The organism is Xylophilus sp. GOD-11R, assembly GCF_033546935.1.
Lineage (GTDB): Bacteria > Pseudomonadota > Gammaproteobacteria > Burkholderiales > Burkholderiaceae_C > Xylophilus.
In genome coordinates this window covers 2341330-2364966 of the sequence record NZ_CP137854.1, presented here as the reverse complement: position 1 = coordinate 2364966, position 23637 = coordinate 2341330, and the positions used below count along the sequence as shown (strand labels likewise).

Below are 23637 nucleotides of genomic sequence, written 5' to 3'. Positions count from 1 at the left end.
ATAGACTCGACCGGCTATATCTGCGCATAGAGACATGACACCCATCATTCAAAGCCTGCTGGATACCGACCTCTACAAGTTCACCATGTGGCAGGCGATCCTGCACCGGCACCCGCAGAACGAAGCCGAATACACCTTCAGCTGCCGCAATCCGGTCACGGCCTATCCGCTGTCGGAGCTGGTCGGCGAGCTCAACGAACAGCTCGACCACCTGTGCAGCCTGCGGGTGACGCCCGAAGAACAGGCCTATCTGCGCGGCCTGCGTTTCATGCGCAGTGATTTCGTCGATTACCTCCGCATCTTCAGTTTCCAGCGCGAATTCATCCGCGCCTATGCCGACGGCGACCATCTGCGCATCGAAGTGCGCGGCCCGCAGGTGCATGTGATGGGCTTCGAGATCTTCGTGCTCTCCATCGTCAACGAGCTCTATTTCCGCCGCTTCGACCAGGAAGCCGCGCTCGCCGAGGGCCGCAAGCGCCTTGCCTCCAAGATCGAGCTGATCCAGGATTTCGCCCGGGAGCCGCAGCGCCGCCACCCCTTCGAATTCTTCGACTTCGGCGTGCGCCGGCGCTTCTCGCGTGCCTGGCAGACCGAGGTGGTCACCGTGCTGCGCGACCAGGCCCAGCCCTTCTTCCGGGGCACTTCCAACGTGCTGCTGGCCAAGGAACTCGATATCGTGCCGATCGGCACCATGGCCCACGAATACCTGCAGACCTACCAGGCGCTCGGCGTGCGGCTGCGCGATTTCCAGCGCGCCGCGCTGGAGGATTGGGTGCAGGAATACCGGGGCGACCTCGGCATCGCGCTCACCGACGTGATCGGCATGGACGCCTTTCTGGAAGACTTCGACCTCTACTTCGCCAAGCTCTTCGACGGCCTGCGACACGATTCCGGCGACCCGGTGGTCTGGGGCGAGAAAGCCCTGGCCCACTACGCCAAGCTGCGGCTCGACGCGCACACCAAGCGCCTCGTCTTCTCCGATGGGCTCAACCTGCCCTCGGCCATGTCGCTCTACCGGCACTTTGGCGACCGGGTGAACCTGGGCTTCGGCATCGGCACCAACCTCACCAATGACATGGGCAACAAGACGCTCAACATCGTGATGAAGCTGACCTCCTGCAACGGCCAGACCGTTGCCAAGCTCTCCGATTCGCCCGGCAAGACGCTGTGTGACGACTACACCTTCCTGGCGTACCTGGCGCAGGTCTTCAAAGTGCCGGCACCGCAGATCCCCACGACCTGACTGCGCCTAAACCCCGGCGTGCCATGAGGCCGGCAATGCTGCGGGAAAATGCCGCATGACCGTCGAAACCCTTACGCCGCCGCCCGTCCAGGCCGAACTCGGACTCTCCTGGCGGCCCGGCTTCGCCACGCTCGGCCCCGCCTTCTCCACCGCGATCCAGGCCCAGCCGCTGCCAGCGCCCTACCCCGTGGGCGTCAGTGCATCGGCTGCCGCGCTGCTCGGCCTGGATGCGTTGGCGCTGTCCGATCCGCTGGTGATCGAAGCCCTCGCCGGCAGCCGCACACTGGCCGGCAGCTCGCCGGTCGCCACCCTCTACAGCGGCCACCAGTTCGGCGTGTGGGCCGGGCAGCTCGGCGATGGGCGCGCGCTGCTGCTCGGCGAGGTCGATGCACCCGGCGGCCCGCTCGAAATCCAGCTCAAGGGTGCCGGGCGCACGCCGTATTCGCGCGGCGGCGACGGCCGGGCGGTGCTGCGATCGAGCATTCGTGAATTTCTCTGCAGCGAAGCCATGGCCGGGCTCGGCATTCCGACCACCCGAGCGCTGGCTGTCGTGGGCTCGGATGCCGGTGTGCGCCGCGAGGAAATCGAAACCGCCGCCGTCGTCACCCGGCTCGCACCCAGCTTCATCCGCTTCGGCCATTTCGAGCACTTCGCCGCGCGGCAGGACGTCGATTCCCTGCGCACCCTCGCCGACCACATCATCGACCGGCACTATCCGCAAGCGCGCGCGGGTGAAGGTTTTGCCGGCAACGCCTACGCCGCCCTGCTCGCCCAAGTCACCCTGCGCACCGCCGCCATGGTGGCGCAGTGGCAGGCCGTGGGCTTTTGCCACGGCGTGATGAACACCGACAACATGAGCATCCTGGGCCTGACCATCGACTACGGCCCGTTCCAGTTCCTCGACGGCTTCGACCCCCGCCACATCTGCAACCACAGCGACACGCAAGGCCGCTACGCCTACGACCAGCAGCCCCAGGTCGCCTACTGGAACCTCTTCTGCCTCGGCCAGGCGCTCATGCCGCTCATCGGCGACACCGAACTCGCCATGGCCGCGCTGGAGCCCTACAAGCAGCGTTTTCCAATCGAATACCTCGCCCGCATGCGCGCCAAGCTCGGCCTCGCGGACGAACAGCCCGAAGACGCCGACCTGCTCGACGGTCTGCTGCGCCTGCTGGCCGCCCACCAGGTCGACTGGACCATCTTCTGGCGCCGGCTCGCGGACCACGTCTGCGGCGGCCCGGTCGAGCCGGTGCGCGACCTGTTCCTGGACCGCGAAGGCTTCGACACCTGGATCGCCCGCCACGCGGCCCGCCTGGCCGGCACCGATCGCCCGGCGGCCGGCCTTGCGATGCTCGCCGTCAACCCCAGGTTCGTCTTGCGCAACCACCTCGGCGAAACCGCGATCCGCCAGGCCCGGCAGAAGGACTACAGCGGCATCGCCGCCCTGACGACTTTGCTGTCCTGGCCCTTCGAGCAACATCCGGGATTCGACGCCTACGCCGACTTTCCGCCCGACTGGGCTTCCACCATCGAGATCAGCTGCTCATCATGAACGACACCACCAAAGCCGCCCCGCCTCGCGACGACACCGAATGGAAGGCCCGTCTCGCCGAAAAACAGGCCGAGCCCGGCGCCTTCGAAATTACCCGCAAGGCCGCCACCGAGCGCCCCTTCACCGGCAAATACAACGCGGTGTGGGCCGATGGTAGTTATTACTGCATCGTCTGCGGCGCCAAGCTGTTCGACTCCGGCACCAAGTTCGACGCCGGCTGCGGCTGGCCGAGCTTCTCGCAGGCCATTGCCGGCGCGGTCGAGGAAATCACCGACCGCAGCCACGGCATGGTGCGCACCGAAACCGTCTGCGCCAACTGCCACGCCCACCTGGGCCACGTTTTCCCCGACGGCCCCACGCCGACCGGCCTGCGCTACTGCATGAATTCGGCCTCGCTCGACTTCACGCCCGAGGGCCAATGAACCAATGATCAGCCGTCGCTGCGGCGTGAACATCACGCAGGCGGCGGCACAATAGCGGCTTTTCGATCCCGACCGCGCGGCCCTCGTGCTCCCGGGCGCCTGCGACCCCAACACCATCGGCATGAAGCTGCTCCTCGACTTCTTTCCCATCATCCTGTTCTTCGTCGCATTCAAGCTCGGCGGAATCTACGTCGCGACCGGCATTGCCATCGCGGCCACAGCGGTGCAGATCGGCTGGTTCTACTTCAAGCGCGGCAAGATCGAGCCGATGCAGTGGGTGAGCCTGGTGGTCATCGTGCTCTTCGGCGGCGCCACGCTCATCGCCCATAACGAGGAATTCATCAAATGGAAGCCCACCGTGCTCTATTGGGTGATGGGCCTCACGCTCGCCGGTGGCCAGCTGTTCTTCAAGAAGAACCTGCTCAAGTCGCTGATGGGCTCGCAGATGCAACTGCCCGACCACGCCTGGCGCGTGGCCAACTGGAGCTGGGTCGGCTTCTTCACCGTGATGGGCGCGCTCAACCTCTGGGTGGCCTACCACTTCGACACCGACACCTGGGTCAACTTCAAGCTCTTCGGCGGCATGGGGCTGATGTTGGTCTTCGTCGTCGTGCAGGGCCTCTACCTCGGCCGGCACATGCTGCCCGAGGACCGGGCCGCCAACGATCCGCGCTGACACCATGCATCCCCAGGACATCACCGCCGAGGCCATTACCCGGCAACTCCGCACCGTGTTCAGCCCGAGTCGCCTCGAAGTGCTCGACGAAAGCGCCGCGCATGCCGGCCACGTCGGCGCCAACGGCACCGGCTACGGCACGCATTTCCGGGTGCGCATCGCCGCTGCCGGACTGACCGGCGCCACCCGCGTGGCGCAGCACCGCCTTGTGTATGATTCCCTGCGACAATTTCTCGATGCCGGCCTGCATGCGCTGGCCATCGAAGTTCTTCCGGAACCTTCCACACCGCCCACTGTCTGACCAGACCATCCGGCTTTTCATCCGGTTTACGGTTGTCCGTCATGTCCGGATACCGAACAGCTCTTGCGGGCCCTTAAGCTCGTTCCCTCTCCCAACTACTCCTAAAACGGTTCTCCGAGGATCTCTATGCTGAACAATCGCACGACTCGCACCGCCGTCGCGGCCGCCCTCATGGCAGCCTTCGCGCTTCCGGCGCTGGCGCAGAACATCGCCGTCGTCAACGGCAAGGCAGTGCCCAAGGCCCGTGCCGACGTATTGAGCGCCCAGATCGCCAAGTCCGGCCGCCCGATCACGCCGGAAATCGAAGGCCAGATCAAGGACGAAGTCATCGCCCGCGAAATCTTCCTGCAGGAAGCCCAGAAGCAGGGCCTCGAAGGCACCGAGGACTACAAGAACCAGATGGAACTGGCCCGCCAGACCATCCTGATCCGCGACCTCTTCGCCAAGTGGCAAGAAAAGAACCCGATCAGCGACGCGGACGCCAAGGCCGAATACGACAAGTTCGCCGCCGCCAACGGCACCAAGGAATACAAGGCGCACCACATCCTGGTCGACAAGGAAGCCGACGCCAAGGACATCATCGCCCGCCTGAAGAAGGGCGCGAAGTTCGAAGACATCGCCAAGAAGCAGTCCAAGGACACCGGCTCCGGCGCCAACGGCGGTGACCTCGACTGGGCCAGCCCGAGCAACTACGTCAAGGAATTCGGCGACGCCCTGGCCGCGCTGAAGAAGGGCCAGACCACCGACACGCCGGTCAAGAGCCAGTTCGGCTATCACATCATTCGCCTGGACGACGTCCGCGAATCCAAGCTGCCTCCGTTCGACCAGGTCAAGCCGCAGATCGTGCAGCAGCTGCAGCAGCAGAAGCTGGCGGCCTACCAGCAAGACCTGCGCGCCAAGGCCAAGGTCGAGTAAGCCCCGCGGGCCGGCTCATACCGGTCTGTCAGCAAAAAAGCGGTCTGAGGGCCGCTTTTTTACGTCTGACGAGGGGCCGAGCGGCGGTCCGGTCAGGCCCGCGCCAGATAGGCCGCCGCGCCGACGAGCCCCATCAGCACCGGCTGGTGCAGCATGTACCAGGGCAGGCTATGGCGGCCGAGCCAGGCCAGCGCCCGTGCGGCGGCGCCGCCTGCGAGCGGACCTTCGAGCCAGGCACGCCGATGTCGCGCCGCCCACGAGCCCGCCGCCAGCCCCCACCACACCACGCCGAGCCAGGGCAGGATCGGCACATAGTCCTCGGTGAACGGCTTGACCGTCACCAGCCCCAGCACCCGCAGCGGAACGCCGTTGAATGCCGCCTCGAGACCGGTTCCCGGCAGCAGCGCCTGCGCCACCAGGGGCGACAGCAGCGCGACCGCGCCCATCGGCCACAACCAGCCGCCGAAACGCCCCGACAGCCGGGCGATGATCAGCATGGTGGCCAGCCCGTGCAACACGCCGAAGCCGATGAAGGTCTTGGGGAACATGAAGTAAGAGCCTGCCGTCACCGCCAGGGCGCAGCCGGCGACTTGCGCCCAGCGCCGCCAGAAGCGCGGCCAGCCCTGGCCTGATGCCAGGGCCAAGGCCTGTCCCATGCCGGCGCAGAAAAGAAAAAGCGTCACGATGCTCGCGCGCTGCCAGGTCCAGACCGGGTCGGACAACATCCGCTGTTGGATGAATCCGTGGAAGTTGAGGTCGAAGCAAAAATGGAAAACCGTCATCCAGACGACAGCGAGGCCGCGCAACGCGTCCAGACGCGATGCGCGGCCTCGGAGATCTTCCATCGATGTCACGGGGCGCGCGAGAGGCATCCCGTGAGTCTATCGACCCGTGGTCGATACCCCTCAGTAGCTCTTGGGCGAGACGGTGGGCGACGGGATCTCGCCGGACTTGTTGGCCGACTTCATTCGCGCGCGGCGCTCTTCCCGTGCCATCTGGCGTTCGGACTTGCTGGCGGCAGCCGGCTTGTCGGCACCGGTGACCGCGCCTTCGCCGGCGCCACCCGGCTTGGCCATGCTGGCTGCCGATGCGCGTGGCCGCGTGCCCGTAGGCGTGCCCGGCATTGCGGCCTTGCCGCCGTCGCCCATGCCGGTGCCCACGCCACCCGGCTTGGCCGCGCTGCCGGCAGGCAGCTGCGGTGACTTGCCGGTGCCGTCGACCGGACCGGTCGGCGACTGGGCAAAAGCCTGGGAAGCCAACAGCGTGGCCGCTGCGATGGCGAGTGCGATCTTCTTCATGGTGGATCCTCGTTGGAGTTGACAGGTAATGATCTGCGGGACGAGCCGTCCGTGCGTCGAAGAACATCTTGCTCCGCATGCTTTGCCTAATTTGTAACTGACCGTGTGATTTAAGTATTTCGGATGCATATCGGGCACTCGGCCGACACCGCGGCCGGTGCTACGCCCACAGCACCAGCATTCACACTGGCGTGGCACGCCGGTTGCACGCTGCTCGCGAGTGCCACCAGTTCACCGACGGAGACCCCATTGAATTCTTTTCCACGACCCGCCAAGGCGCCGGGCACGGCACGCTATGGCGGCCTGCTGCCGCACCATGACCGCTTCGATTTCCACCCCATCACGCGCCGCCCGCACTATCGCTGGCCCAACGGCGCCGGCCTGGCGGTGTACCTCGGCTTCAACCTGGAACATTTCGCGTTCGGCGAAGGCATGGGCGCCAACATCGGCCCGGTGTCGCCCGAGCCCGATGTCCTCAACTACGCCTGGCGCGAGTACGGCAACCGCGTCGGCGCCTGGCGCTGCCTGGAACTGTTCGACCGGCTCGGCCTGCCCAGCGCGGCCCTGGTCAACACCGCGCTCTACGACCACTGCCGCGAACTCATCGCGGCCTGCGTGGCGCGCGGTGACGAGCTCGTCGGCCACGGCCATACCAACGCCGAGCGCCAGGCCGTGCTGAGCGAGCCGGAAGAAAAACGCCTGCTCGCCGACTGCCGCGCGCGCATGCTGCGCGAAAGCGGCGTGGCCCCGTCCGGCTGGCTCTCGCCCTGGATCTCCGAGAGCGCCCTCACACCCGATCTGCTGGCGGAAACCGGCTACCGCTACACCCTCAACTGGTGCCACGACGACCAGCCCTTGCGCATGCGTAACCGCAGCGGCGCGGAGTTCTGGTCGGTGCCCTATCCGCAGGAGCTCAACGACATTCCGATGATCATCGGCCGGCAGATGGATTCCGAATCCTTCTGCCGCATGGTCACCGACAACTTCGACGAGATGCTGGAGCAGTCGCGCGAGCAGCCGCTGGTGATGGGGCTGGCGCTGCATCCCTACATCGTGGGCCAGCCCTACCGGCTGCGGCATCTGCGCCGGGTGCTCGAGACCTTCGCCGCCGCCCGCGACCGAGGGGATATCTGGATGACCACGCCCGGCGCCATCTGCGCCCATGCGACGATCGCCGCATGAAAGCCATCACCTTCGAATCCTTCGGCGAAGCCGACGTCCTGCAACTCACCGATGTTCCCGATCCGGTCGTGCGCCCGCACGACTTGCTGGTGCGCAACCGCGCGGCCGGCGTCAACCGGGCCGACCTCAACCAGCGCCGTGGCGCCTACGGCCGCGCCGACTTCGGCGACTCCACGCTGATGGGCCTGGAGATCGCCGGCGAGGTCGTCGCCATGGGCGACGAGGTGGCCGGCTTCGCCATCGGCGACCGGGTCATGGGCATCGTCGGTGGTGGCTCCTACGCCGAGCTGGCGCGCTTCGACCACCGCATGGCGATCCGCGTGCCCGAGGGCATGGACATCGTGCTGGCCGGCGCCATTCCCGAGGTGTTCGTCACCGCGCACGAGGCGCTGATACACCTGGGCCGGCTGCAGCCCGGCGAAAAGGTGCTGATCCACGCGGCCGCCGGCGGCGTCGGATCGGCGGCGGTGCAACTGGCGCATGCCGTCGGCGCGCAGGTCTTCGCCACGGCCAGCGCCAGCAAGCACGACGAAGTGCGTGCGCTCGGAGCCGACGTGCTCGTCGACCACAAGGCCCAGGACTTCGCCGATGTCGTGAGGGCCGAGGCCGGCGAGCGCGGCGTCGACGTGGTGATCGACTTCATCGGCGCGCCCTACCTGGAGCGCAACGTGCGCGCGCTGGCCGAAGGCGGCCGCCTGGTGCAGGTCGGCCTGATGGGTGGTTCGACAGGTGCCGCGCTTCCGCTCGATCGGGTGCTGTTCCGCCACCTGCAGATCATGGGCACGGTGATGAAGTCGCGCACGCCCGAAGTCAAGCAGGCCATGACCCGCCGATTCGCCGACGCCTGGCTGGCGCACTTCGGCGACGGCCGGCTGAAGCCCGTGCTCGACCGCCGCTACCCGCTGGCCGAGGCGGCCGAGGCCCATCGGCGGATGGAGGCCGGCCTCAATGTCGGCAAGATCGTGCTCGTGCCCTGAGCCTCGGGCGACGCGCCCTCAAGATCGGCCGAAAAAGGCCGATATCCAGGAGACGAGCAGATCCGAGCCGTGCGGCCCGCACGCGGGAGTCTGCCGTCTACGGTGGTGATCGATGTTTCTTTCTCGTGCAAGGCTGGCGCCCCGCCTGGCCTCCGCTTTCGGGCTGGTGTGCCTGGTCATGGCGCTGGCCGCCGGCATCGGCGTTTGGCGCCTGAATCAGCTCCGTGCGCTGGCCGACGACCTGGGTGGCGCCTCTTCCGAACGTGCCCTGCTCGCCCGCGAGCTGCAGGCCATCGTGGTGATCAGCGCGAGCCGCGCCGAAACCTTGCTGGAGCTCACCGACAACCCGGCTTTCGTGGCCCGCATCGACGCGGACCGCAAGGCGACCTCGGCCCGGTCGGAATTGGTGCGCAAGCGGCTGGAAGCGCTGGCCACCGACGAGGATTCGCGCCGTCTCTTCGCTGCCATCGACAGCGCCGGCGGCAATTTCCGCAAGATCCGCGACGGCCTCGTCGGCCGCCGCCAGGCCGGCGAAACCCTGCCGCCCGACGCCGTCGCCGGCAATCTGCGCCCGGCCGCCGCCGCCTATGCCGCTTCGGTCGAGGAACTGGCCGCCTTTCAGCGACGCCTGGTCGACGAGGAACGCACGGCGGCAGCCCACAACGCGCGCACCGGCATCCTGCTGCTGGTCGCGGGCATCCTGCTCGGCCTGCTGGCCAGCGTGCTTTGCGCCTGGGCGCTGGCGCGTTCCATCCTGAAGCCGCTCGCCTCGGCGTCCGGCCTCGCCAACGACATCGCGCAGGGTGATCTCACCTCCGCCCTGCCCGCTCCCCACCCCGGCAGCCGCGATGAACTGCAGGCCATGCTGCTCGGCCTCGGCGGCATGCAGAAGCGTCTGGCGTCGCTGGTCGCCGACCTGCGCGGCTCCAGCACCAGCGTGGCCGGCGCCAGTTCGGAAATCGCCGCCGGCAACAACGACCTGGCCTCGCGCACCGAACAGACCGCATCCAACCTGGAACAGGTCGCAGCCAGCATGGAAGAGCTGCTGGCGACCGTGCGCCAGACGGCCGACGCGGCCCGTCAGGCCAGCGGCCTGGCCGAATCCGCCGGCGGCGTGGCCGTCAGCGGGCGGGAAGCGGTGGCCAAGGTGGTTGCCACCATGGAGGGCATCGCGGGCTCGTCGCGGCGCATTTCGGAGATCACCGGCGTCATCGACAGCATCGCCTTCCAGACCAACATTCTGGCGCTCAACGCGGCGGTGGAAGCCGCCCGCGCGGGGGAACAAGGCCGTGGTTTCGCGGTGGTGGCGGCCGAGGTGCGCAACCTGGCGCAGCGCTCGGCGACCGCCGCGCGCGAGATCGGCGGGCTCATCGCCGACAGCGTGCGGCAGGTGAACGACGGCACGCAGCTGGTGCAGGCGGCCGGGGCGACCATGACCGAGATCGTGAGCTCGGTGGCGCGGGTAACGGCCATCATCAACGAGATATCGGTGGCCACCAGCGAGCAGAGCACCGGGCTCGGCCAGGTGAGCGAGGCGGTGACCAACCTCGACCAGATGACGCAGCAGAACGCGGCGCTGGTGGAGCAATCGTCGGCCGCCGCCGAGGGGTTGAAGGCGCAGGCCGAGCACCTGGCAACGCTCGTCGGCACCTTCCGCCTGCCGCCGCAGGGCGAGCTGATCGCGCTGCGCTGAACGCTGGGCGGCCCTCAGGCCACCAGCGACGGCTCTTCGGCCTGCTTGCCGACGGCTACCGCCATTTCGGCCGGCAGGCTGACGCTGTTCTTCACCGCCAGCACCTCGGCCATGACGCTCACCGCGATCTCTGGTGGCGTCTTGCTGCCGATATAGAGACCGATCGGACCGCGCAGCCGCGCCAGTGCCTCGGCCGACACATCGAAATGCTGCGCCAGCCGCTGGCGCCGAGCGGCGTTGTTTCGCCGGGAGCCGATCGCGCCCACATAAAAGGCGTCGCTCTGCAGGGCCTCGAGCAGTGCCAGGTCGTCGAGCTTGGGATCGTGGGTGAGCGCGATGACGCAGGATCGGCCGTCGGGCCGGAACGCGGTGACCACGTCGTCGGGCATGCCCGGCGCCAGGGTCACGCCCGGCACCGACCAGTGGCCGCTGTATTCGGCCCGCGGATCGCACACCGTGACCGAGAAGCCGCTGAACTTCGCCATGGTCGCCAGGTATTCCGACAAGGCGCCGGCGCCGATCAGCAGCATGCGAAATTCCGGCCCGAAGGTCGCCGACAGCGACTGGCCGTCGAGCTCCAGCGCCTGCGGCTCGTCGGTCGAGACCAGGGTGACCGCGCCGTCGCCCAGGGCGACGCGGCGCCGCACCAGACGGCCGGATTCCAGCGTGGCCACCAGATCCGACAGTGACGCGGCGTCGGGATCGAACTCCAGCATCAGCTCCAGCGTGCCGCCGCACGGCAGGCCGAAGCGGTGCGCCTCGTCGGCGTCGATGCCGTAGCGCAGCAATTCCGGCGAACGGTCGAATGTCCCGCCGGTATGGCGGGCGATGAGGTCGTCCTCGATGCAGCCACCCGAGACCGAGCCGACCACGGCGCCGTCTTCGCGCAGCGCCAGGGTCGATCCGACCGGCCGCGGCGAGGAGCCCCAGGTGCGCACCACGGTGGCCAACAAGGCGTGCCGGCCGGCGGCGCGCCAGTCGCGCAAGGCCCGGAGAACTGTCAAATCGATCTTGTCCATGGGCAATTATTGGCGGGCAAATGCATTCGGCCGTTTCCGATAGTCACTATTCCCCCTGCCGCCAAGTGAAAATCACTCCCCGCAGAACGAGACATCGACTCACCGACCCCACCATGGCCTCTGTTCCCAACCATCCGATCGACCGCACCCGGTACCGCCGGCTCGACCGCCGCGTGCTCGCGACGGCCGACCTGGGCGCGGTGGTGGCGGCGCTGATCGCGGTGCTGGCCTTTTCCGGTTTCACCTTCGATTTCCCGCATCTCATCGTCACCCGTGCGGGCATGTCGCCGGTGACCACGCTGGGCATCTGCCTGCTGGCAATCGCCATCATGCTGTCGGCGCGGGAATACATCCGCATCGCTGCCGCGTCGACCGCGCCGGCCGCAGCCCTGGGGCTGGCGGTGCTGGCGAGCCGATTGGTCAGCGACACCGACCAGGTCAGCGGCCTGGTCGCCAGCCTGTTGCCCGGTGACTCGCCGCGGGGCATGACGGCACCGGCCACCGCCTGCTGCATCGTGCTGGTAGCCGGCGCGGTGATCTTGCGGCGCGCCTATCCAAGGCTGTCGAACACCTGCTCGGGCATGGGCATGGCCATTACCGGCACGGTGCTGCTCGGTTACGCGTACGGGCCGGAGCAGATCGGGGCGCTCGAGTTCTTCAGCGGCGTCACGCTGCCGACGGCCTCGGCTCTGTTCCTGCTGTCGCTCGGCGCGATCTTCATCGAGCACCGCACCGGCTGGTCCGCGGTCATTGCCGCACCCGCGCCCGGCGGCGGCGCCACGCGGCGCCAGCTGCTGTTCACCCTGGTGCCTCCGGTGGCTGCCTGGGCGCTGCTGCGGCTGGCCACCATCGAAAAGCTGGGCATGGACGCCGCCGTGACCTTGCTGGTCATCGTTACCATCGTGCCGCTGGCCTTGCTGGTGCTGCGCGACGGCCGGATCCTGGCCACGCTCGATGCCGAGCGCCAGAAACGCGCGGCCTTCCTGGATGCCCACAACCGCGACATGGAACGCCAGCTCAAGCGGCAGGCCCGGCAGATCGAGCGCGAAGTGGAAGAACGCCGCAAGGTCGAAGCCGCGATGTATGCCACGCAGCGGCTGGAAACCGTGGGCCAGCTCACCGGCGGCATCGCGCACGATTTCAACAACCTGCTGATGGGCGTCAGCGGCAACCTGCAGCTGCTGCGCCGCAAGCTGCCCGAAGACCATCCGGCCATGCGCAACGCCATCGCCGCTGGCGCGGCCGTGGAGCGCGGCACCCGGCTCACCTCGCAGCTGCTCACCTTCTCGCGCAGCCAGCGGCTCGACATCCGTGCGGTGGAAATCCGCCCGCTGCTGGCGCAGGCGCGCGAACTCATCGGCAACGCCCTGGGGCCGGACATCGACATCGAAATCCGCGACCACAGCGAAGGCACCTGGGCGCGTACCGACGGCGACCAGTTGGAGTTGGCCATCCTGAATCTGGTGGTCAACGCGCGCGACGCCATGCCCGGCGGCGGGCGGGTGACGATCGAAGCCGAACGGCTGAAGCACGTCTTCAACACCGGCGAGCCGGTCGCGGCCATCGGCATCCGCATCATCGACACCGGCGTCGGCATGTCGCCCGAGATCGCGGCGCGGGCGATCGAGCCCTTCTTCACGACCAAGGAGCGCGGCAAGGGCACCGGCCTGGGGCTGGCGCAGGCCCACGGCTTTGCCCTGCAGTGCGGCGGCGACCTGCGCCTGTTCAGCGTGCCGGGCGCCGGCACTACGGTCGAATTGCTGCTGCGTGAAACCGAAGCGGTGGCGGCCGAGCAGATTCGCCCAGCCGCCACGCAAGACGATGCCGGCCTGATGAATGCGGCCAGGAAGCGCCTGCTGGTGATCGACGACGACGAGGACGTGCGCCGCGTCATCGTCGAACTGCTTGGCAGCGCCGGCTTCGAGGTCACCGAAAGCGCCGATGGACGCAGCGGCCTCGAACAACTCGCCGCCTGGCGGCCCGACGCCGCGGTGATCGACTTCATCATGCCGGGCATGAACGGCGCCGAAGTCGCCCGCCGCGCCCAGGAGCTGCATCCGGGCCTGCCGATCCTGTTCGTGAGCGGGTATTCCGACACCGTGGCGCTCGACGGCATCGCCGACGCCATGGTGCTGCGCAAGCCCTTCAACGACGACAGCCTGCAGCGCGCGGTCGCCCGCATCCTGCACTGAAGCGCCCGGCGGGCGCGGTCGATCGGTCGATGGTCAGGCAACGAGCGCCGCTACGCGCTCGAGGCTGCGCACGGTCGTCACGCAGGCCTGTGCCAGCTCCCGGCCCTTGATCTGGAAATGCCGCAGGTAGTAGTCGCGGTGCTCGGCATGCTCGTGGAAATGATGCGGCGTGAGCACCGCAGAGAACACCGGCACGCCACTGTCGAGCTGCACCCGCATCAGGCCGTCGATCACGGCGGTGGCGACGAAATCGTGGCGGTAGATGCCGCCGTCCACCACCAGCGCGCAGGTGGCGATGCCGGCATATTGGCCGCTGGCGGCGAGCTTGGCGGCATGCAGCGGAATCTCGAAGGCACCCGGCACGGCGATCACATCGATCGAATCGGCGGCATAGCCGAGCTCGGCCATGGCGGCGATGAAGGCGTTGCAGCCCTGCTGCACGATGTCGAGATGCCAGCTGGCGTGGATCAGCGCGATGCGGCCGGCGGCCGCAGCGTTGGACGAAGAAGAAGAAGAAGAAGAAGCGGAGAAATTGTCGGAAGGCATTGGACGGCCGGTATGGCGAAACGACGGCAAGGTCCAGGGCATGCGGCCACGCCACCGGCCGGCCCATGAAAGACAGGCACGGCCACCGAGACGTGAGCCGACGTTTTCTTGCATCCGGACTATGACCGTCGGCTTCGGGATCGCACCGAATCTGCTGACTCCGCCGATGCAGCACCGGCGGACGCTCGCGGGCTCGTGCGGCGGGCTACCAGCCACGACGCCATCACCGCCGGTGGGGAATTGCACCCCGCCCTGAAAACGTACGCCCCGGCAGGCCGGGGCGCGGGCCGGATTCTAGGTGAGCCCGCAAGATCCTGCAGGCGAGCGGCTAAAGCGCGCCGCCGAACACCGCCCATGCGCGCAGCCCGCGACCGCCCTCGCCCGCTTCGAGCTGCAGCCGGCTGCCGTGGCTGCGCGCAATTTCATCCGCGATGGCCAGGCCCAGGCCGGTGCCTTCGCCCGTCGTGCCGCGCACCCGGTAGAAGCGCTCCAGCACCCGGCCGCGCTCTTCCGGCGCGATGCCGGGGCCGTCGTCTTCCACCTCGAGCACCGCGAGTGGACGGCCGTCGGCGTCCTGCCCGGCGCGGCAACGCACCGTCACCGTACCGCCCGACGGCGTGTAGCGCACCGCGTTGTCGACCAGGTTGGAGAGCATTTCACGCAGCAGCCATTCCTGCCCGACCAGGCTCACCGGCTCGCAGTCCAGGCCCAGGTCGACATGCCGGTCGGCGGCATAGGCGAAATGCAGTTCGATCATCACGTGGCACAGCGCGCGCAGGTCCACCGGCGCGCCGGCCTGCCCGTGCAGCGCATGGGCGTCGGCGCGCGACAGTGCGAGCAACTGATGGGCGAGCTGCGAGGTGCGCCGGGTCGCATCGCGCATGCGGCCCACGTCCTGCGCCTGCAGCCGCACCCCGTCGTTGCCCGCCGCATGCGCCCAGGCCTCCACCTGCGACTGCAGCGCGGCCAGCGGGGTGCGTAGCTGGTGGGCGGCGTCGGCCACGAAGCGGCGCTGGCTGTCGCTCTGCGCGTTGACCAGGCCGAAAAGCCGGTTGAGCGACTGCACCAGCGGGCGCACTTCTTCGGGTGCGGGGCCTTCCGCGAGCGGGCTGAGGTCGCGTGGCGAGCGGCTTTCCACCGCGTCCTTCAGGTCGAGCAGCGGCTGCAAGGCCTGGCGCACCGCCCATTGCATGGCGAAGGCGGCCAGCACCAGCAGGATCAGGTTGGGCAGCAGCGCGCGGATCAGGATCGCGCGGCCCCAGTCCTGGCGCGGATCGGAGCCGTCGGCGAGCTGCATCACGAAATCGCCCGCCGGCGACACGATGCGCAGCGAGACGATGCGGTAGAGCACGCCCTCATGCTCCCGGCTCAGGAACTCCGGCTCGCGCGTGCCCGGCGCCGCCGACTCCAGCCATGCCTCGCCCTGCAGCACGCGGCCGACGTCGTCGGACATGCTCCAGGCCGACTTGCCCGGCCGGTCCTTCAAAAACTCCTCGACCGGCGGTGCCAGCAGCACCTGGGGCGCCGTCTGCGGTGGCTCGTCGCTGGCGGCGGGCACGATGATGCTGTCGGCGAGCAGCGGCGCCATGCGCAGCAGGATCGCGTCTTGCCGCAGCGCGGCGTTGTCGGCCGAGCGGTAGTCGATCCAGGCCGACATTAAGGCCAGCAGCAGCAGCGGCAGCAACAGCAGCAGCACCAGGCGCCGCTGCAGGCCACGAAACACCTGCGGCTTGGTGGGGCGCCTCATTCGTCGGCGGCCGCCGCCGGGGTTTGCACTGCCGCTGGTGGACGCAGTTCGAGCCGGTAGCCGAAACCGCGGATCGCACGCAGCGTGACGCCGTGCGGTTCGAGCTTGGCGCGCAGGCGCGAGATATGGACTTCGACCGCGTTGGCGGTGATCTCGCGGTCCCAGCCGGTGAGGGCTTGCAAAAGCTTGTCCTTCGCCGTGGGGTTGGGGGCCTGCAGGAGCAGGTATTCCAGCACCGTCCATTCGCGGGGGCCGAGCTCCAGCGGGTGGCCGGCGACGCTGCCTCTTCGCTGAGCGGTGTCGAGTTCCACCGGGCCGAAGGTGAGGACTGCGGAGGTGGCGGCGTGAGATCTTCTGAGCAGGGCTCTGAGGCGTGCCAGGAGTTCCGGGAGCTGGAAGGGCTTGACCAGGTAGTCGTCGGCGCCGAGGTCCAGGCCCTGGACCCGGTCTTCCAGGGCGTCTCTGGCTGTCAGGATCAGGACTGGCATGGCGTGGCCGTCTGTTCTCAGTCTTCTGGTGAGCTCCAGGCCGTCCATTCTGGGCAGGCCTATGTCGACTATCACCGCGTCGAAAGGCGCACGGTTGAGGGCCTCTTCGGCGCGTTCGCCGCTGCCTACCCAGTCGACTGCGTAGCCGGCGTCGGCTAATCCCAGCTTGATGCCGCTGGCTACCATGACGTCGTCTTCTACTAAAAGGAGGCGCATTTTTATTTGCTCTTGTCTTTATCTGGCTGCTGGATTATCTGGTTGATTTTCTTCTGCTTGCAGAGGTGGGGCTGGGGGTTTGCTTTTTTGCTGAGCTGGCTTGTCTTTTTTCTCTTCTTCCACTGAACGTAGGGTGGAGCTGGGGGCTTGCGCGCCCCCAGCTCCCCCGATGAAAAATAGAAGAAAAATAAGCAACCAAACAAACTCACCTCGATTACCAAAAAATCAAAACCACCCTGCCCCATCAGGGAAAACCCCGCAAAAACTCGTCAGCCAACTTTCAGCCCAAACCCCACCCCCACCCGTACCATCCCGCACCGCCAAGCCACCATACCGAGACAACCCGAAGCCAGCAAAGAAAGGCAAAAAACATGTCCCTCCTCCTGATGCTGGCCAAAGCCATAGACAAGATCTCCTCCATCCTGGGAAAGATCGCCGCCTGGACCGTGCTCGCAGCAGCACTCATATCGGCAGGCAACGCCTTCATCCGCTATGGCCTGGACATCAGCTCCAACGGCTGGCTGGAAATCCAGTGGTACCTCTTCGCCGCCACGGTGATGCTCGGCGCCCCCGTCGTGCTCAACCTCAACGAACACGTGCGTGTCGACATCCTCTACGGCCGTCTTAAGGGCAAAGGCCAGGTCTACGTCGACATGTTCGGCATCGTCTTCTTCCTGCTTCCGGTAATGGGCGTACTCGCCTGGCTCAGCTGGCCGCTGTTCATGAAGATGTACCTGACCAAGGAAATGTCCGGCAACGCCGGTGGCCTGATCCGCTGGCCCGCGATGCTGATGCTGCCGGTCGGCTTCGGGATGATGTTCATCCAGGGCATCTCCGAACTCATCAAGCGCATCGCCTATCTCGCAGGCAAGTTCGAGATGGCCTTCCACTACGAAAAGCCGCTCCAGTAACGCGGGCGCCATAACTAGAAAAAAACCGAGGAGACCAACCCATGCAGATGGAAAACTTCGCGCCCTTCATGTTCCTGGGCCTGGTGCTGATCATGCTGATCGGCTTCCCCGTCGCCTTCTCGCTGGCGGCGCTCGGCCTGGGCTCGGGCTTTCTGGCCATCGAGATGGGCTGGTTCCCCGCCAGCTTCATGGCCAATCTGCCGATCAACATGTTCGGCATCCTGAGCAACGAACTGCTGCTGGCGATTCCCTTCTTCACCTTCATGGGTGCCATCCTGGAGAAGTGCGGGCTGGCCGAAGACATGCTCGACTCCATGGGCCAGCTCTTCGGGCCGGTCCGGGGCGGGCTCGGCTACTCGGTGATCATCGTGGGCTTCATCCTCGGCGCCATCACCGGCACGGTGGCCGGCCAGGTGATCGCCATGGCGCTGATCTCGCTGCCGGTGATGATCCGCTACGGCTACAACATGCGTTACGCCACCGGCGTACTGGCGGCCTCGGGCACCATCACCCAACTGGTGCCGCCTTCGCTGGTGCTGATCGTCATGGCCGACCAACTCGGCCGCTCGGTCGGCGACATGTACAAGGGCGCCTGGGGTCCGTCGATCCTGCAGGTGCTGTTCTTCGCGGCCTACACCTTCGCGCTCGGCGTGATCAAGCCGCACCACGTACCGGGCGTGCCCAAGTCGGCGCGCACGCTCGAAGGCTGGGCGCTGTGGGGCAAGTGTCTGCGCGGCATCATTCCGTCGGCGGTGCTGATCTTCGCGGTGCTGGGTTCCATGGGCGGGCTGCCGGGCATCGACACCGCCATCGCCACGCCGACCGAAGCCGGCGCCATGGGCGTGGTGGGCGCGCTGGTGCTGGCCGCCATCCACAAGCGGCTGACGCGCGCGCTCATCTGGGACGCCATGGTGGGCACCATGCGGCTGACGGCCATGGTGGTGTTCATCCTGATCGGTGCGCGCACCTTCTCGATGGTGTTCCAGGGCGTGGACGGCGCGCTGTGGGTGGAGCACATGCTGTCGGGGCTTCCGGGCGGCCAGGTCGGCTTTCTGATCGCGGTCAACATCTTCATCTTCTTCCTGGCGTTCTTCCTCGACTTCTTCGAGATCGCCTTCATCATCCTGCCGATGCTCGGGCCGGTGGCCGCCAAGCTGGGCATCGACCTGGTGTGGTTCGGCGTGCTGCTGTGCGTGAACATGCAGACCAGCTTCATGCATCCGCCCTTCGGCTTTGCGCTGTTCTATTTGCGCGGCATCGCCGACACGCTGTTCAAGGAAAAGCGCATCGAAAAGCCGATCAAGTCCAGCGACATCTACCTGGGCTCGATTCCCTGGGTGCTGCTGCAACTGCTGCTGGTAGCGGTGGTGATCTTCGTGCCGCAGACGGTGACCATCTTCCTCGACAAGGAGGAGCAGATCGATCTCGACAAGGTGCAGATCGAAGCGCCGGTCAACGAGGAGCCGGACGCCAGCTCTGAGTCCGAGGAAGACCAACAGAAGCGCATCGACGAGATGTTCAAGCAGGGCCAGACGCCGGCTCCTGCGCCGGCGGAGCCCGCCAAATGATGGCCATGGGTTTCGGCGCGGGCCTCGGGCCGGCGCCTTTCGTCTACGCGCCGACCGACGGCCGCGTCGAAGGCCCGGCCTTCTCGCGGTTTTTTCAGACCCTCGCCACCCTGCTGGTGGGCGGCTGCATCGGCTGGGTGATCCGGCTCTGGCAGCGTGATGCGATCACCTACGGCCCGGGCCTGGTGTGGGTAGCCGCCGGTTTGGCGTTGATGGTCTGGACCTGGGTCTGCGTGCTGCGAAGCCGCACCACCGTGGGCGAGCAGGCCCTGGAGCAGCGCTGGATCTGGCACAAGCGTCTGCCGCTGGCCGACCTCGCCTATTGCAAGGTGCTGCGGGTGCCGGGCCTCGACTGGCTGGTCGCGCCGCGCCTGTATGCCCGCACGCTGTCAGGCAAATTCCTGGTGTTCTACGGCGCCACGCCGGCGCTGCGCTCGGAGTTCTCGCGGCTGGCGCGCGAACTCTCCGAATTCCGCCGCCTGTAGCCCGCGCCGGGGCTCAGCGGCCGGTCACGTCCTCGAGCGAGGCCAGATAGCCGAGCGCGTGCCCGTCGATGTTGGGATGCAGGCTCGAGTGGCTGTCTTCCAGCGTGATGTTGTTAATCCAGGCCCCGTTCGGGTTGTCCCAGGCCGCGCCGTGGCCGGCGAAGCGAACGTCGGCGGTGACGAAGGTCACGCCCGCGTCTTCGGCCGCTCGCCGGATCACCGCGTTCATCTCCACCATCAGTTCATTGACCTTGCGCCGCGTGTTCGGGCCGATCGCCTCCAGGTCGGTCGGCAGGTAGTAGAGCTGCGGATAGCCCAGCACGAAGATGGCAGCGGTCGGGCTCGCCCTGCCGCGAATCGCCTGGTAGGTGCGCAGCAGGTGCTGGTAGAAGGTCGTGTTGTCGGGCAGCAGCTGGTAGCCCTGCACCATGTCGAGCACGTTTTCGATCTTGCGCAGGCACGAGGCCTTGTCGCGATCGAAGATCTCGCTGATCGCGCACGCGTCGGCGATCCCGGAAAAACCGGTGTCGTTGCCGCCGATGGTGATGGTCACGATCTGCGTGGCGGCGGTCACCGCCTCGATTTGTGGGCGGATCTCGCCCTGCTCCGTCTGCGCGGTGCGCAGCACGTTGTCGGTGGTGGCGCCCTGGCAGGCCACGAAGGTGAAGCCCTGCTGGCCGTGCCGCAGCGCCCACAGGTTGGGATAGGAATAGCGGGTGCGGCTGCACTGGCTCATGTCCGGATAGGCCTCGGTGCCGTGGCCGCTCGAAAACGAATCGCCCATGGCCACGAACGTGTTCTGCACCGGTATCAGCGGCGAGTCGCCCCCGCTGCCGCAGCCTGCCAATGCGGCGGCCAGCAGCAGGGTGCCCGCCACCGACGCCCAAGATTTTGTCTGGTCCAAAAACATGAAAGCTCCCGAATGAAGCAAGCACTAGCCTGCAAAGTTCGGGAGCATTCTGTGTGGCGGACTCGGCCGCCCGCATGGGCCGGGCCAGTCCGATCGGCCTAGCGCCAACGGCGCCGACGGTTCACTTGGGCACGTAGAGCTTGTCGAAGCTGCCGCCGTCGGCGAAGTGCGTCTTGTCGGCCTTCTCCCAGCCGCCGAAGGCCGAGTCGATGGTGACGAGGTCGAGCTTGGGGAACTGCTTGTCGTATTTGGACTTGGCCTTGTCGCCGGTCGGGCGGTAGAAATTGCGGCCGGCGATGTCCTGGCCTTCGTCGGAATACAGGTACTTGAGGTATTCCTCGGCGACGGCGCGGGTGCCGCGGCGATCGACCACCTTGTCGACCACGGCCACCGAAGGCTCGGCCAGGATGGAAACCGAGGGCACGACGATCTCGAACTTGTCTGGACCGAACTCCTTCAACGCCAGGAAGGCTTCGTTCTCCCAGGCCAGGAGCACATCGCCCACGCCACGCTGCACGAAGGTGATGGTGGCGCCCCGCGCGCCGGTGTCGAGCACCGGCACGTTCTTGAACAGCTTGCCAATGTAGTCGGCCGCGCCCTGGTCGCCCTTGTATTTGCGGCGGCCGAACTCCCAGGCGGCCAGGTAGTTCCAGCGGGCGCCGCCGGAGGTCTTGGGGTTGGGGGTGATCACCTGCACGCCCGGCTTGATGAGGTCGTCCCAGTCCTTCAGGGCCTTGGGGTTGCCTTTCTTTACCAGGAAGACGATGGTGGACGTATAGGGAGCCGAGTTGTGCGGCAGGCGCTTCTGCCAGTCTGCCTTGACCAGCCCGTTGTGCTTGACCAGCGCGTCGATGTCGCCGCCGAGTGCCAGCGTGGCGACATCGGAATCGATGCCGTCGATGATGGAGCGGGCCTGCTTGCCCGAGCCGCCGTGCGACTGCTTGATCGACACGTCCTGGCCGGTCTTGCCCTTCCAGTACTTGGCGAAGGCCTGGTTGTAGTCGACGTAGAGCTCGCGTGTCGGATCGTAGGAAACGTTCAGCAGCGTCACGGCCGCCGGTGCCTGCGCAAAGGCCGCGCCGCCCGGCAGGGCCATCAACGACGCCAGGGAGGCAGCCAGGGGAATCTTGATAAAGTCGCGGCGCGCTTGCATGGGCTCTTTTTCCAATGGGTTGTGTTCGGACAGCCCCGATTCTGAGAGCGTGCTACTGCGCAAAGAACGAATAAAATTCTCTTTGTTTAGTCGAAATTTCATCTTAAAAGGCAGATCCCGATGGCGCGCACAGTCCAATGCATCAAGCTCGGCACCGAGGCCGAAGGCCTGGACTTCCCTCCCTACCCCGGTGAACTCGGCAAACGCATCTGGCAGAACGTCAGCAAGCAAGCCTGGGCCGACTGGATCAAGCAACAGACCATGCTGGTCAATGAAAACCGGCTGAATCTGGCCGATGCCCGCGCCCGGCAATACCTGGCGCGGCAAATGGAAAAGCACTTTTTCGGCGATGGCGCCGACGCCGCACAGGGCTACGTGCCGCCCACCGCGGCCTGAGCACGGGTCGTGGCCGAACCCGTCGAATGGCGGGCCGACGGCACGCCTTTCAGCCCCCGATTCCAGGATAGATACCGCAGCGAGGACGGCGGACTCGCCCAGGCGCGTGAGGTCTTCGTCGCGGGCTGCGGTTTGCCGCAGGCCTGGCGCGGCGCGGCGCGCTGGTGCGTGCTGGAAACCGGCTTCGGCCTGGGCCTCAACTTTCTCGCCACCTGGAAAGCCTGGCGCGACGACCCCGACCGGCCGGCGACGCTGCACTATGTCGCGACGGAAGCCTGGCCGGCGGATGCGGACGACGTGCGGCGCAATGCCCAGGTCGATCCCGGCTTCGACGACCTGGGACGCCAGCTCGCCGACGCCTGGTGGGGGCTCGATGCCGGCACGCATCGGCTGTCCCTCGACGGCGGGCGCGTTCTGCTGACGCTACTCGTCGGCGACAGCGCCGAGGCCCTGCGCGGACTCGGCCGCTGGGCCGACTCGGTCTACCTGGATGGTTTCAGTCCCGATCGCAATCCCGACATGTGGCGCGCCGAAACCCTGCGCGCGGTCGCGCGTTGCTGCCGGCCCGGTGCGCGCCTGTCGACCTGGACAGTGGCTCGCACGGTGCGCGACGGGCTGACCGCTGCCGGCTTTTCGGTGCGCAAGGTCGAAGGCGTTCCGCCCAAACGGCATAACCTTCAGGCCGAACTGGTCCACCTGCCGGCCCGCCATGTGGCGTTGCCGGATCGAGCGCCCGGCCGGTGTGTCGTCGCCGGCGCGGGTCTTGCGGGAGCGGCAGCGGCGCGCAGCCTCGCACTGCGCGGCTGGCGCGCGACGGTGTTCGATCCGGCGAACAGCCCGGCCAGCGGAGCGTCCGGCGTGCCGGCGGGGCTGTTCGCGCCGCATGTGTCTGCCGACGATGCCGTGCTGTCACGCCTGAGTCGCGCCGGCGTGCGCAGCCTCTGCGCCACCGCGGACGAATTACTCGAACGCAGCGTGGATTGGGACATTTCCGGCGTCACGCAGATCCGCGAAGGCCAGCTTCCCGTCTTCCACCGCCAGGCAGGCTGGATGCGCCCGGCTGCGCTGGTGCGGGCGATGCTGGCGACACCCGGCGTGACCGTCCGCTACGGCGAAGCGCTCGATTTGGCAGCGATCGAAGCGGAAACCCTGGTGATCATCGCGACCGGGCACGCCAGCGGCCTGCAGCTCGGGTACGGACTGACGTTGCAACCGGTCGCGGGCCAGGTTTCCTACGGACCGACCGACGACGCGCCAGCCGTCGATGGCCCCTGGAACGGGCACGGCCATTTCCTGCCCCGCGTGCCGGACCACAGCGGGGCCAATTTCTGGCTGACCGGCGCCAGCTTCGAACGCGACAGCGCAGCCGTGGTGGTGCCCGACGGGGAACTCGAAACCCATCGCGCCGGCAACCGGCAACGCCTGGCCGAGCTCTTGCCCTTGCTGGAACCGGCCTTGCCGACCATGTTCACCGCCGCATCCGACTGGCGCGGTGTGCGCGGAACTTCCCCCGACCGCCTGCCCATCGTCGGCCCGTGGCCCGACGACACCAGCCGCGTCTGGGCCTGCACCGCGCTCGGCGCCCGTGGCATCACCATGGCGGTGCTGTGCGCGGAGATCCTGGCCGCACGCCTGCACGGCGAGCCGATGCCGGTCGACGCCGGACTGGTCAAAGCCGTCGGCACCAAGCGCATCGTGCGCCGGATTGCACGAAAAACAGGAAACGCATAAGCAAGTTCCGCTTTCC

General features: G+C 67.2%; 23 protein-coding genes and 1 riboswitch. Of the genes, 15 read left to right on the top strand and 8 right to left on the bottom strand.

What is annotated here, in order from left to right; translation table 11 throughout:
* The first annotated feature begins 34 nt into the window (after window positions 1-34).
* The 6 genes from pncB (at window position 35) to R9X41_RS11130 (ending at window position 5109) form a co-directional block, all read left to right on the top strand.
* On the top strand, window positions 35-1243 hold the full coding sequence (gene pncB, locus R9X41_RS11155; RefSeq protein WP_318634937.1) for a nicotinate phosphoribosyltransferase: 1209 nt from the start codon (window positions 35-37) through the stop codon (window positions 1241-1243).
* A gap of 55 nt (window positions 1244-1298) precedes the next feature.
* Window positions 1299-2795 carry a protein adenylyltransferase SelO gene (locus tag R9X41_RS11150; protein ID WP_318634936.1) on the top strand — a complete coding sequence of 499 codons (1497 nt, stop codon included), beginning with the start codon at window positions 1299-1301 and terminating at the stop codon, window positions 2793-2795.
* Window positions 2792-3217 (top strand): peptide-methionine (R)-S-oxide reductase MsrB, encoded by a 426-nt coding sequence (gene msrB, locus R9X41_RS11145; RefSeq protein ID WP_318634935.1) that lies wholly within the window; start codon window positions 2792-2794, stop codon window positions 3215-3217. Before R9X41_RS11150 ends, msrB begins: the two co-directional genes overlap by 4 nt.
* Window positions 3218-3338: 121 nt before the next feature.
* Complete coding sequence (locus tag R9X41_RS11140) at window positions 3339-3893, top strand: septation protein A (protein WP_318634934.1); 555 nt, start codon at window positions 3339-3341, stop codon at window positions 3891-3893.
* Window positions 3894-3897: 4 nt separating this feature from the next.
* Window positions 3898-4194: a BolA family protein gene (locus R9X41_RS11135; protein WP_318634933.1), complete on the top strand. Its 297-nt coding sequence runs from the start codon at window positions 3898-3900 to the stop codon at window positions 4192-4194.
* 126 nt (window positions 4195-4320) lie between these two features.
* Window positions 4321-5109: a peptidylprolyl isomerase gene (locus R9X41_RS11130; RefSeq protein WP_318634932.1), complete on the top strand. Its 789-nt coding sequence runs from the start codon at window positions 4321-4323 to the stop codon at window positions 5107-5109.
* Between the two features lie 92 nt (window positions 5110-5201).
* On the opposite strand, the gene R9X41_RS11125 is transcribed toward R9X41_RS11130, so the two are convergent.
* Window positions 5202-5954 carry a heparan-alpha-glucosaminide N-acetyltransferase gene (locus R9X41_RS11125; RefSeq protein WP_318634931.1) on the bottom strand — a complete coding sequence of 251 codons (753 nt, stop codon included), beginning with the start codon at window positions 5952-5954 and terminating at the stop codon, window positions 5202-5204.
* A 60-nt stretch (window positions 5955-6014) separates the two neighbouring features.
* Window positions 6015-6407, bottom strand: a complete 393-nt coding sequence (locus tag R9X41_RS11120) for a hypothetical protein (protein WP_318634930.1) — start codon at window positions 6405-6407, stop codon at window positions 6015-6017.
* 249 nt (window positions 6408-6656) lie between these two features.
* Here R9X41_RS11120 and R9X41_RS11115 point away from each other — a divergent pair, with 249 nt between their 5' ends.
* From R9X41_RS11115 to R9X41_RS11105, 3 genes are all read left to right on the top strand, one after another.
* The gene (locus R9X41_RS11115; RefSeq protein ID WP_412556682.1) at window positions 6657-7589 is read left to right on the top strand and encodes a polysaccharide deacetylase family protein; all 933 of its coding nucleotides are present in this window, start codon (window positions 6657-6659) and stop codon (window positions 7587-7589) included.
* Window positions 7586-8566, top strand: coding sequence for an NAD(P)H-quinone oxidoreductase (locus tag R9X41_RS11110; RefSeq protein ID WP_318634929.1), 981 nt, complete (start codon window positions 7586-7588; stop codon window positions 8564-8566). Before R9X41_RS11115 ends, R9X41_RS11110 begins: the two co-directional genes overlap by 4 nt.
* A gap of 112 nt (window positions 8567-8678) precedes the next feature.
* Window positions 8679-10259: a methyl-accepting chemotaxis protein gene (locus R9X41_RS11105; RefSeq protein ID WP_318634928.1), complete on the top strand. Its 1581-nt coding sequence runs from the start codon at window positions 8679-8681 to the stop codon at window positions 10257-10259.
* Between the two features lie 14 nt (window positions 10260-10273).
* On the opposite strand, the gene R9X41_RS11100 is transcribed toward R9X41_RS11105, so the two are convergent.
* Entirely contained in the window at window positions 10274-11278 is a 1005-nt protein-coding gene (locus R9X41_RS11100) for an XdhC family protein (RefSeq protein WP_318634927.1), read from the bottom strand.
* A gap of 113 nt (window positions 11279-11391) precedes the next feature.
* On the opposite strand from R9X41_RS11100, the gene R9X41_RS11095 reads away from it, so the two are divergent.
* A complete protein-coding gene (locus tag R9X41_RS11095; protein WP_318634926.1) occupies window positions 11392-13470 on the top strand; it encodes an ATP-binding protein in 2079 nt (692 codons plus the stop codon).
* Between the two features lie 33 nt (window positions 13471-13503).
* Here the strand turns inward: R9X41_RS11095 and R9X41_RS11090 are convergent, their stop codons facing one another.
* The 3 genes from R9X41_RS11090 to R9X41_RS11080 form a co-directional block, all read right to left on the bottom strand.
* Window positions 13504-14016 (bottom strand): 6,7-dimethyl-8-ribityllumazine synthase, encoded by a 513-nt coding sequence (locus tag R9X41_RS11090; protein WP_318634925.1) that lies wholly within the window; start codon window positions 14014-14016, stop codon window positions 13504-13506.
* Window positions 14017-14114: 98 nt separating this feature from the next.
* A riboswitch (FMN riboswitch) is annotated at window positions 14115-14280 on the bottom strand.
* A 64-nt stretch (window positions 14281-14344) separates the two neighbouring features.
* On the bottom strand, window positions 14345-15763 hold the full coding sequence (locus R9X41_RS11085) for a sensor histidine kinase (RefSeq protein ID WP_318634924.1): 1419 nt from the start codon (window positions 15761-15763) through the stop codon (window positions 14345-14347).
* Window positions 15760-16467, bottom strand: coding sequence for a response regulator (locus tag R9X41_RS11080; protein ID WP_318634923.1), 708 nt, complete (start codon window positions 16465-16467; stop codon window positions 15760-15762). Before R9X41_RS11080 ends, R9X41_RS11085 begins: the two co-directional genes overlap by 4 nt.
* Before the next feature lie 371 nt (window positions 16468-16838).
* Between R9X41_RS11080 and R9X41_RS11075 the strand changes: the two genes are divergently transcribed.
* Genes R9X41_RS11075 through R9X41_RS11065 form a run of 3 tightly spaced genes read left to right on the top strand, consistent with a single transcriptional unit; the run spans window position 16839 to window position 19431 of the window.
* A complete protein-coding gene (locus R9X41_RS11075; protein WP_318634922.1) occupies window positions 16839-17378 on the top strand; it encodes a TRAP transporter small permease subunit in 540 nt (179 codons plus the stop codon).
* Window positions 17379-17419: 41 nt separating this feature from the next.
* Complete coding sequence (locus R9X41_RS11070) at window positions 17420-18946, top strand: TRAP transporter large permease (protein WP_318634921.1); 1527 nt, start codon at window positions 17420-17422, stop codon at window positions 18944-18946.
* Window positions 18943-19431 carry a hypothetical protein gene (locus R9X41_RS11065; protein WP_318634920.1) on the top strand — a complete coding sequence of 163 codons (489 nt, stop codon included), beginning with the start codon at window positions 18943-18945 and terminating at the stop codon, window positions 19429-19431. Before R9X41_RS11070 ends, R9X41_RS11065 begins: the two co-directional genes overlap by 4 nt.
* 13 nt (window positions 19432-19444) lie before the next feature.
* Here the strand turns inward: R9X41_RS11065 and R9X41_RS11060 are convergent, their stop codons facing one another.
* Together R9X41_RS11060 and R9X41_RS11055 are read right to left on the bottom strand one after the other, a co-directional pair.
* Complete coding sequence (locus R9X41_RS11060; RefSeq protein ID WP_318634919.1) at window positions 19445-20341, bottom strand: SGNH/GDSL hydrolase family protein; 897 nt, start codon at window positions 20339-20341, stop codon at window positions 19445-19447.
* A 121-nt stretch (window positions 20342-20462) separates the two neighbouring features.
* On the bottom strand, window positions 20463-21494 hold the full coding sequence (locus R9X41_RS11055) for a sulfate ABC transporter substrate-binding protein (protein ID WP_318634918.1): 1032 nt from the start codon (window positions 21492-21494) through the stop codon (window positions 20463-20465).
* A gap of 120 nt (window positions 21495-21614) precedes the next feature.
* Here R9X41_RS11055 and R9X41_RS11050 point away from each other — a divergent pair, with 120 nt between their 5' ends.
* Complete coding sequence (locus R9X41_RS11050; protein ID WP_318634917.1) at window positions 21615-21890, top strand: oxidative damage protection protein; 276 nt, start codon at window positions 21615-21617, stop codon at window positions 21888-21890.
* 9 nt (window positions 21891-21899) lie between these two features.
* Window positions 21900-23621, top strand: a complete 1722-nt coding sequence (gene mnmD / locus R9X41_RS11045) for a tRNA (5-methylaminomethyl-2-thiouridine)(34)-methyltransferase MnmC2 (protein WP_318634916.1) — start codon at window positions 21900-21902, stop codon at window positions 23619-23621.
* The last annotated feature ends 16 nt before the right edge of the window (window positions 23622-23637 follow it).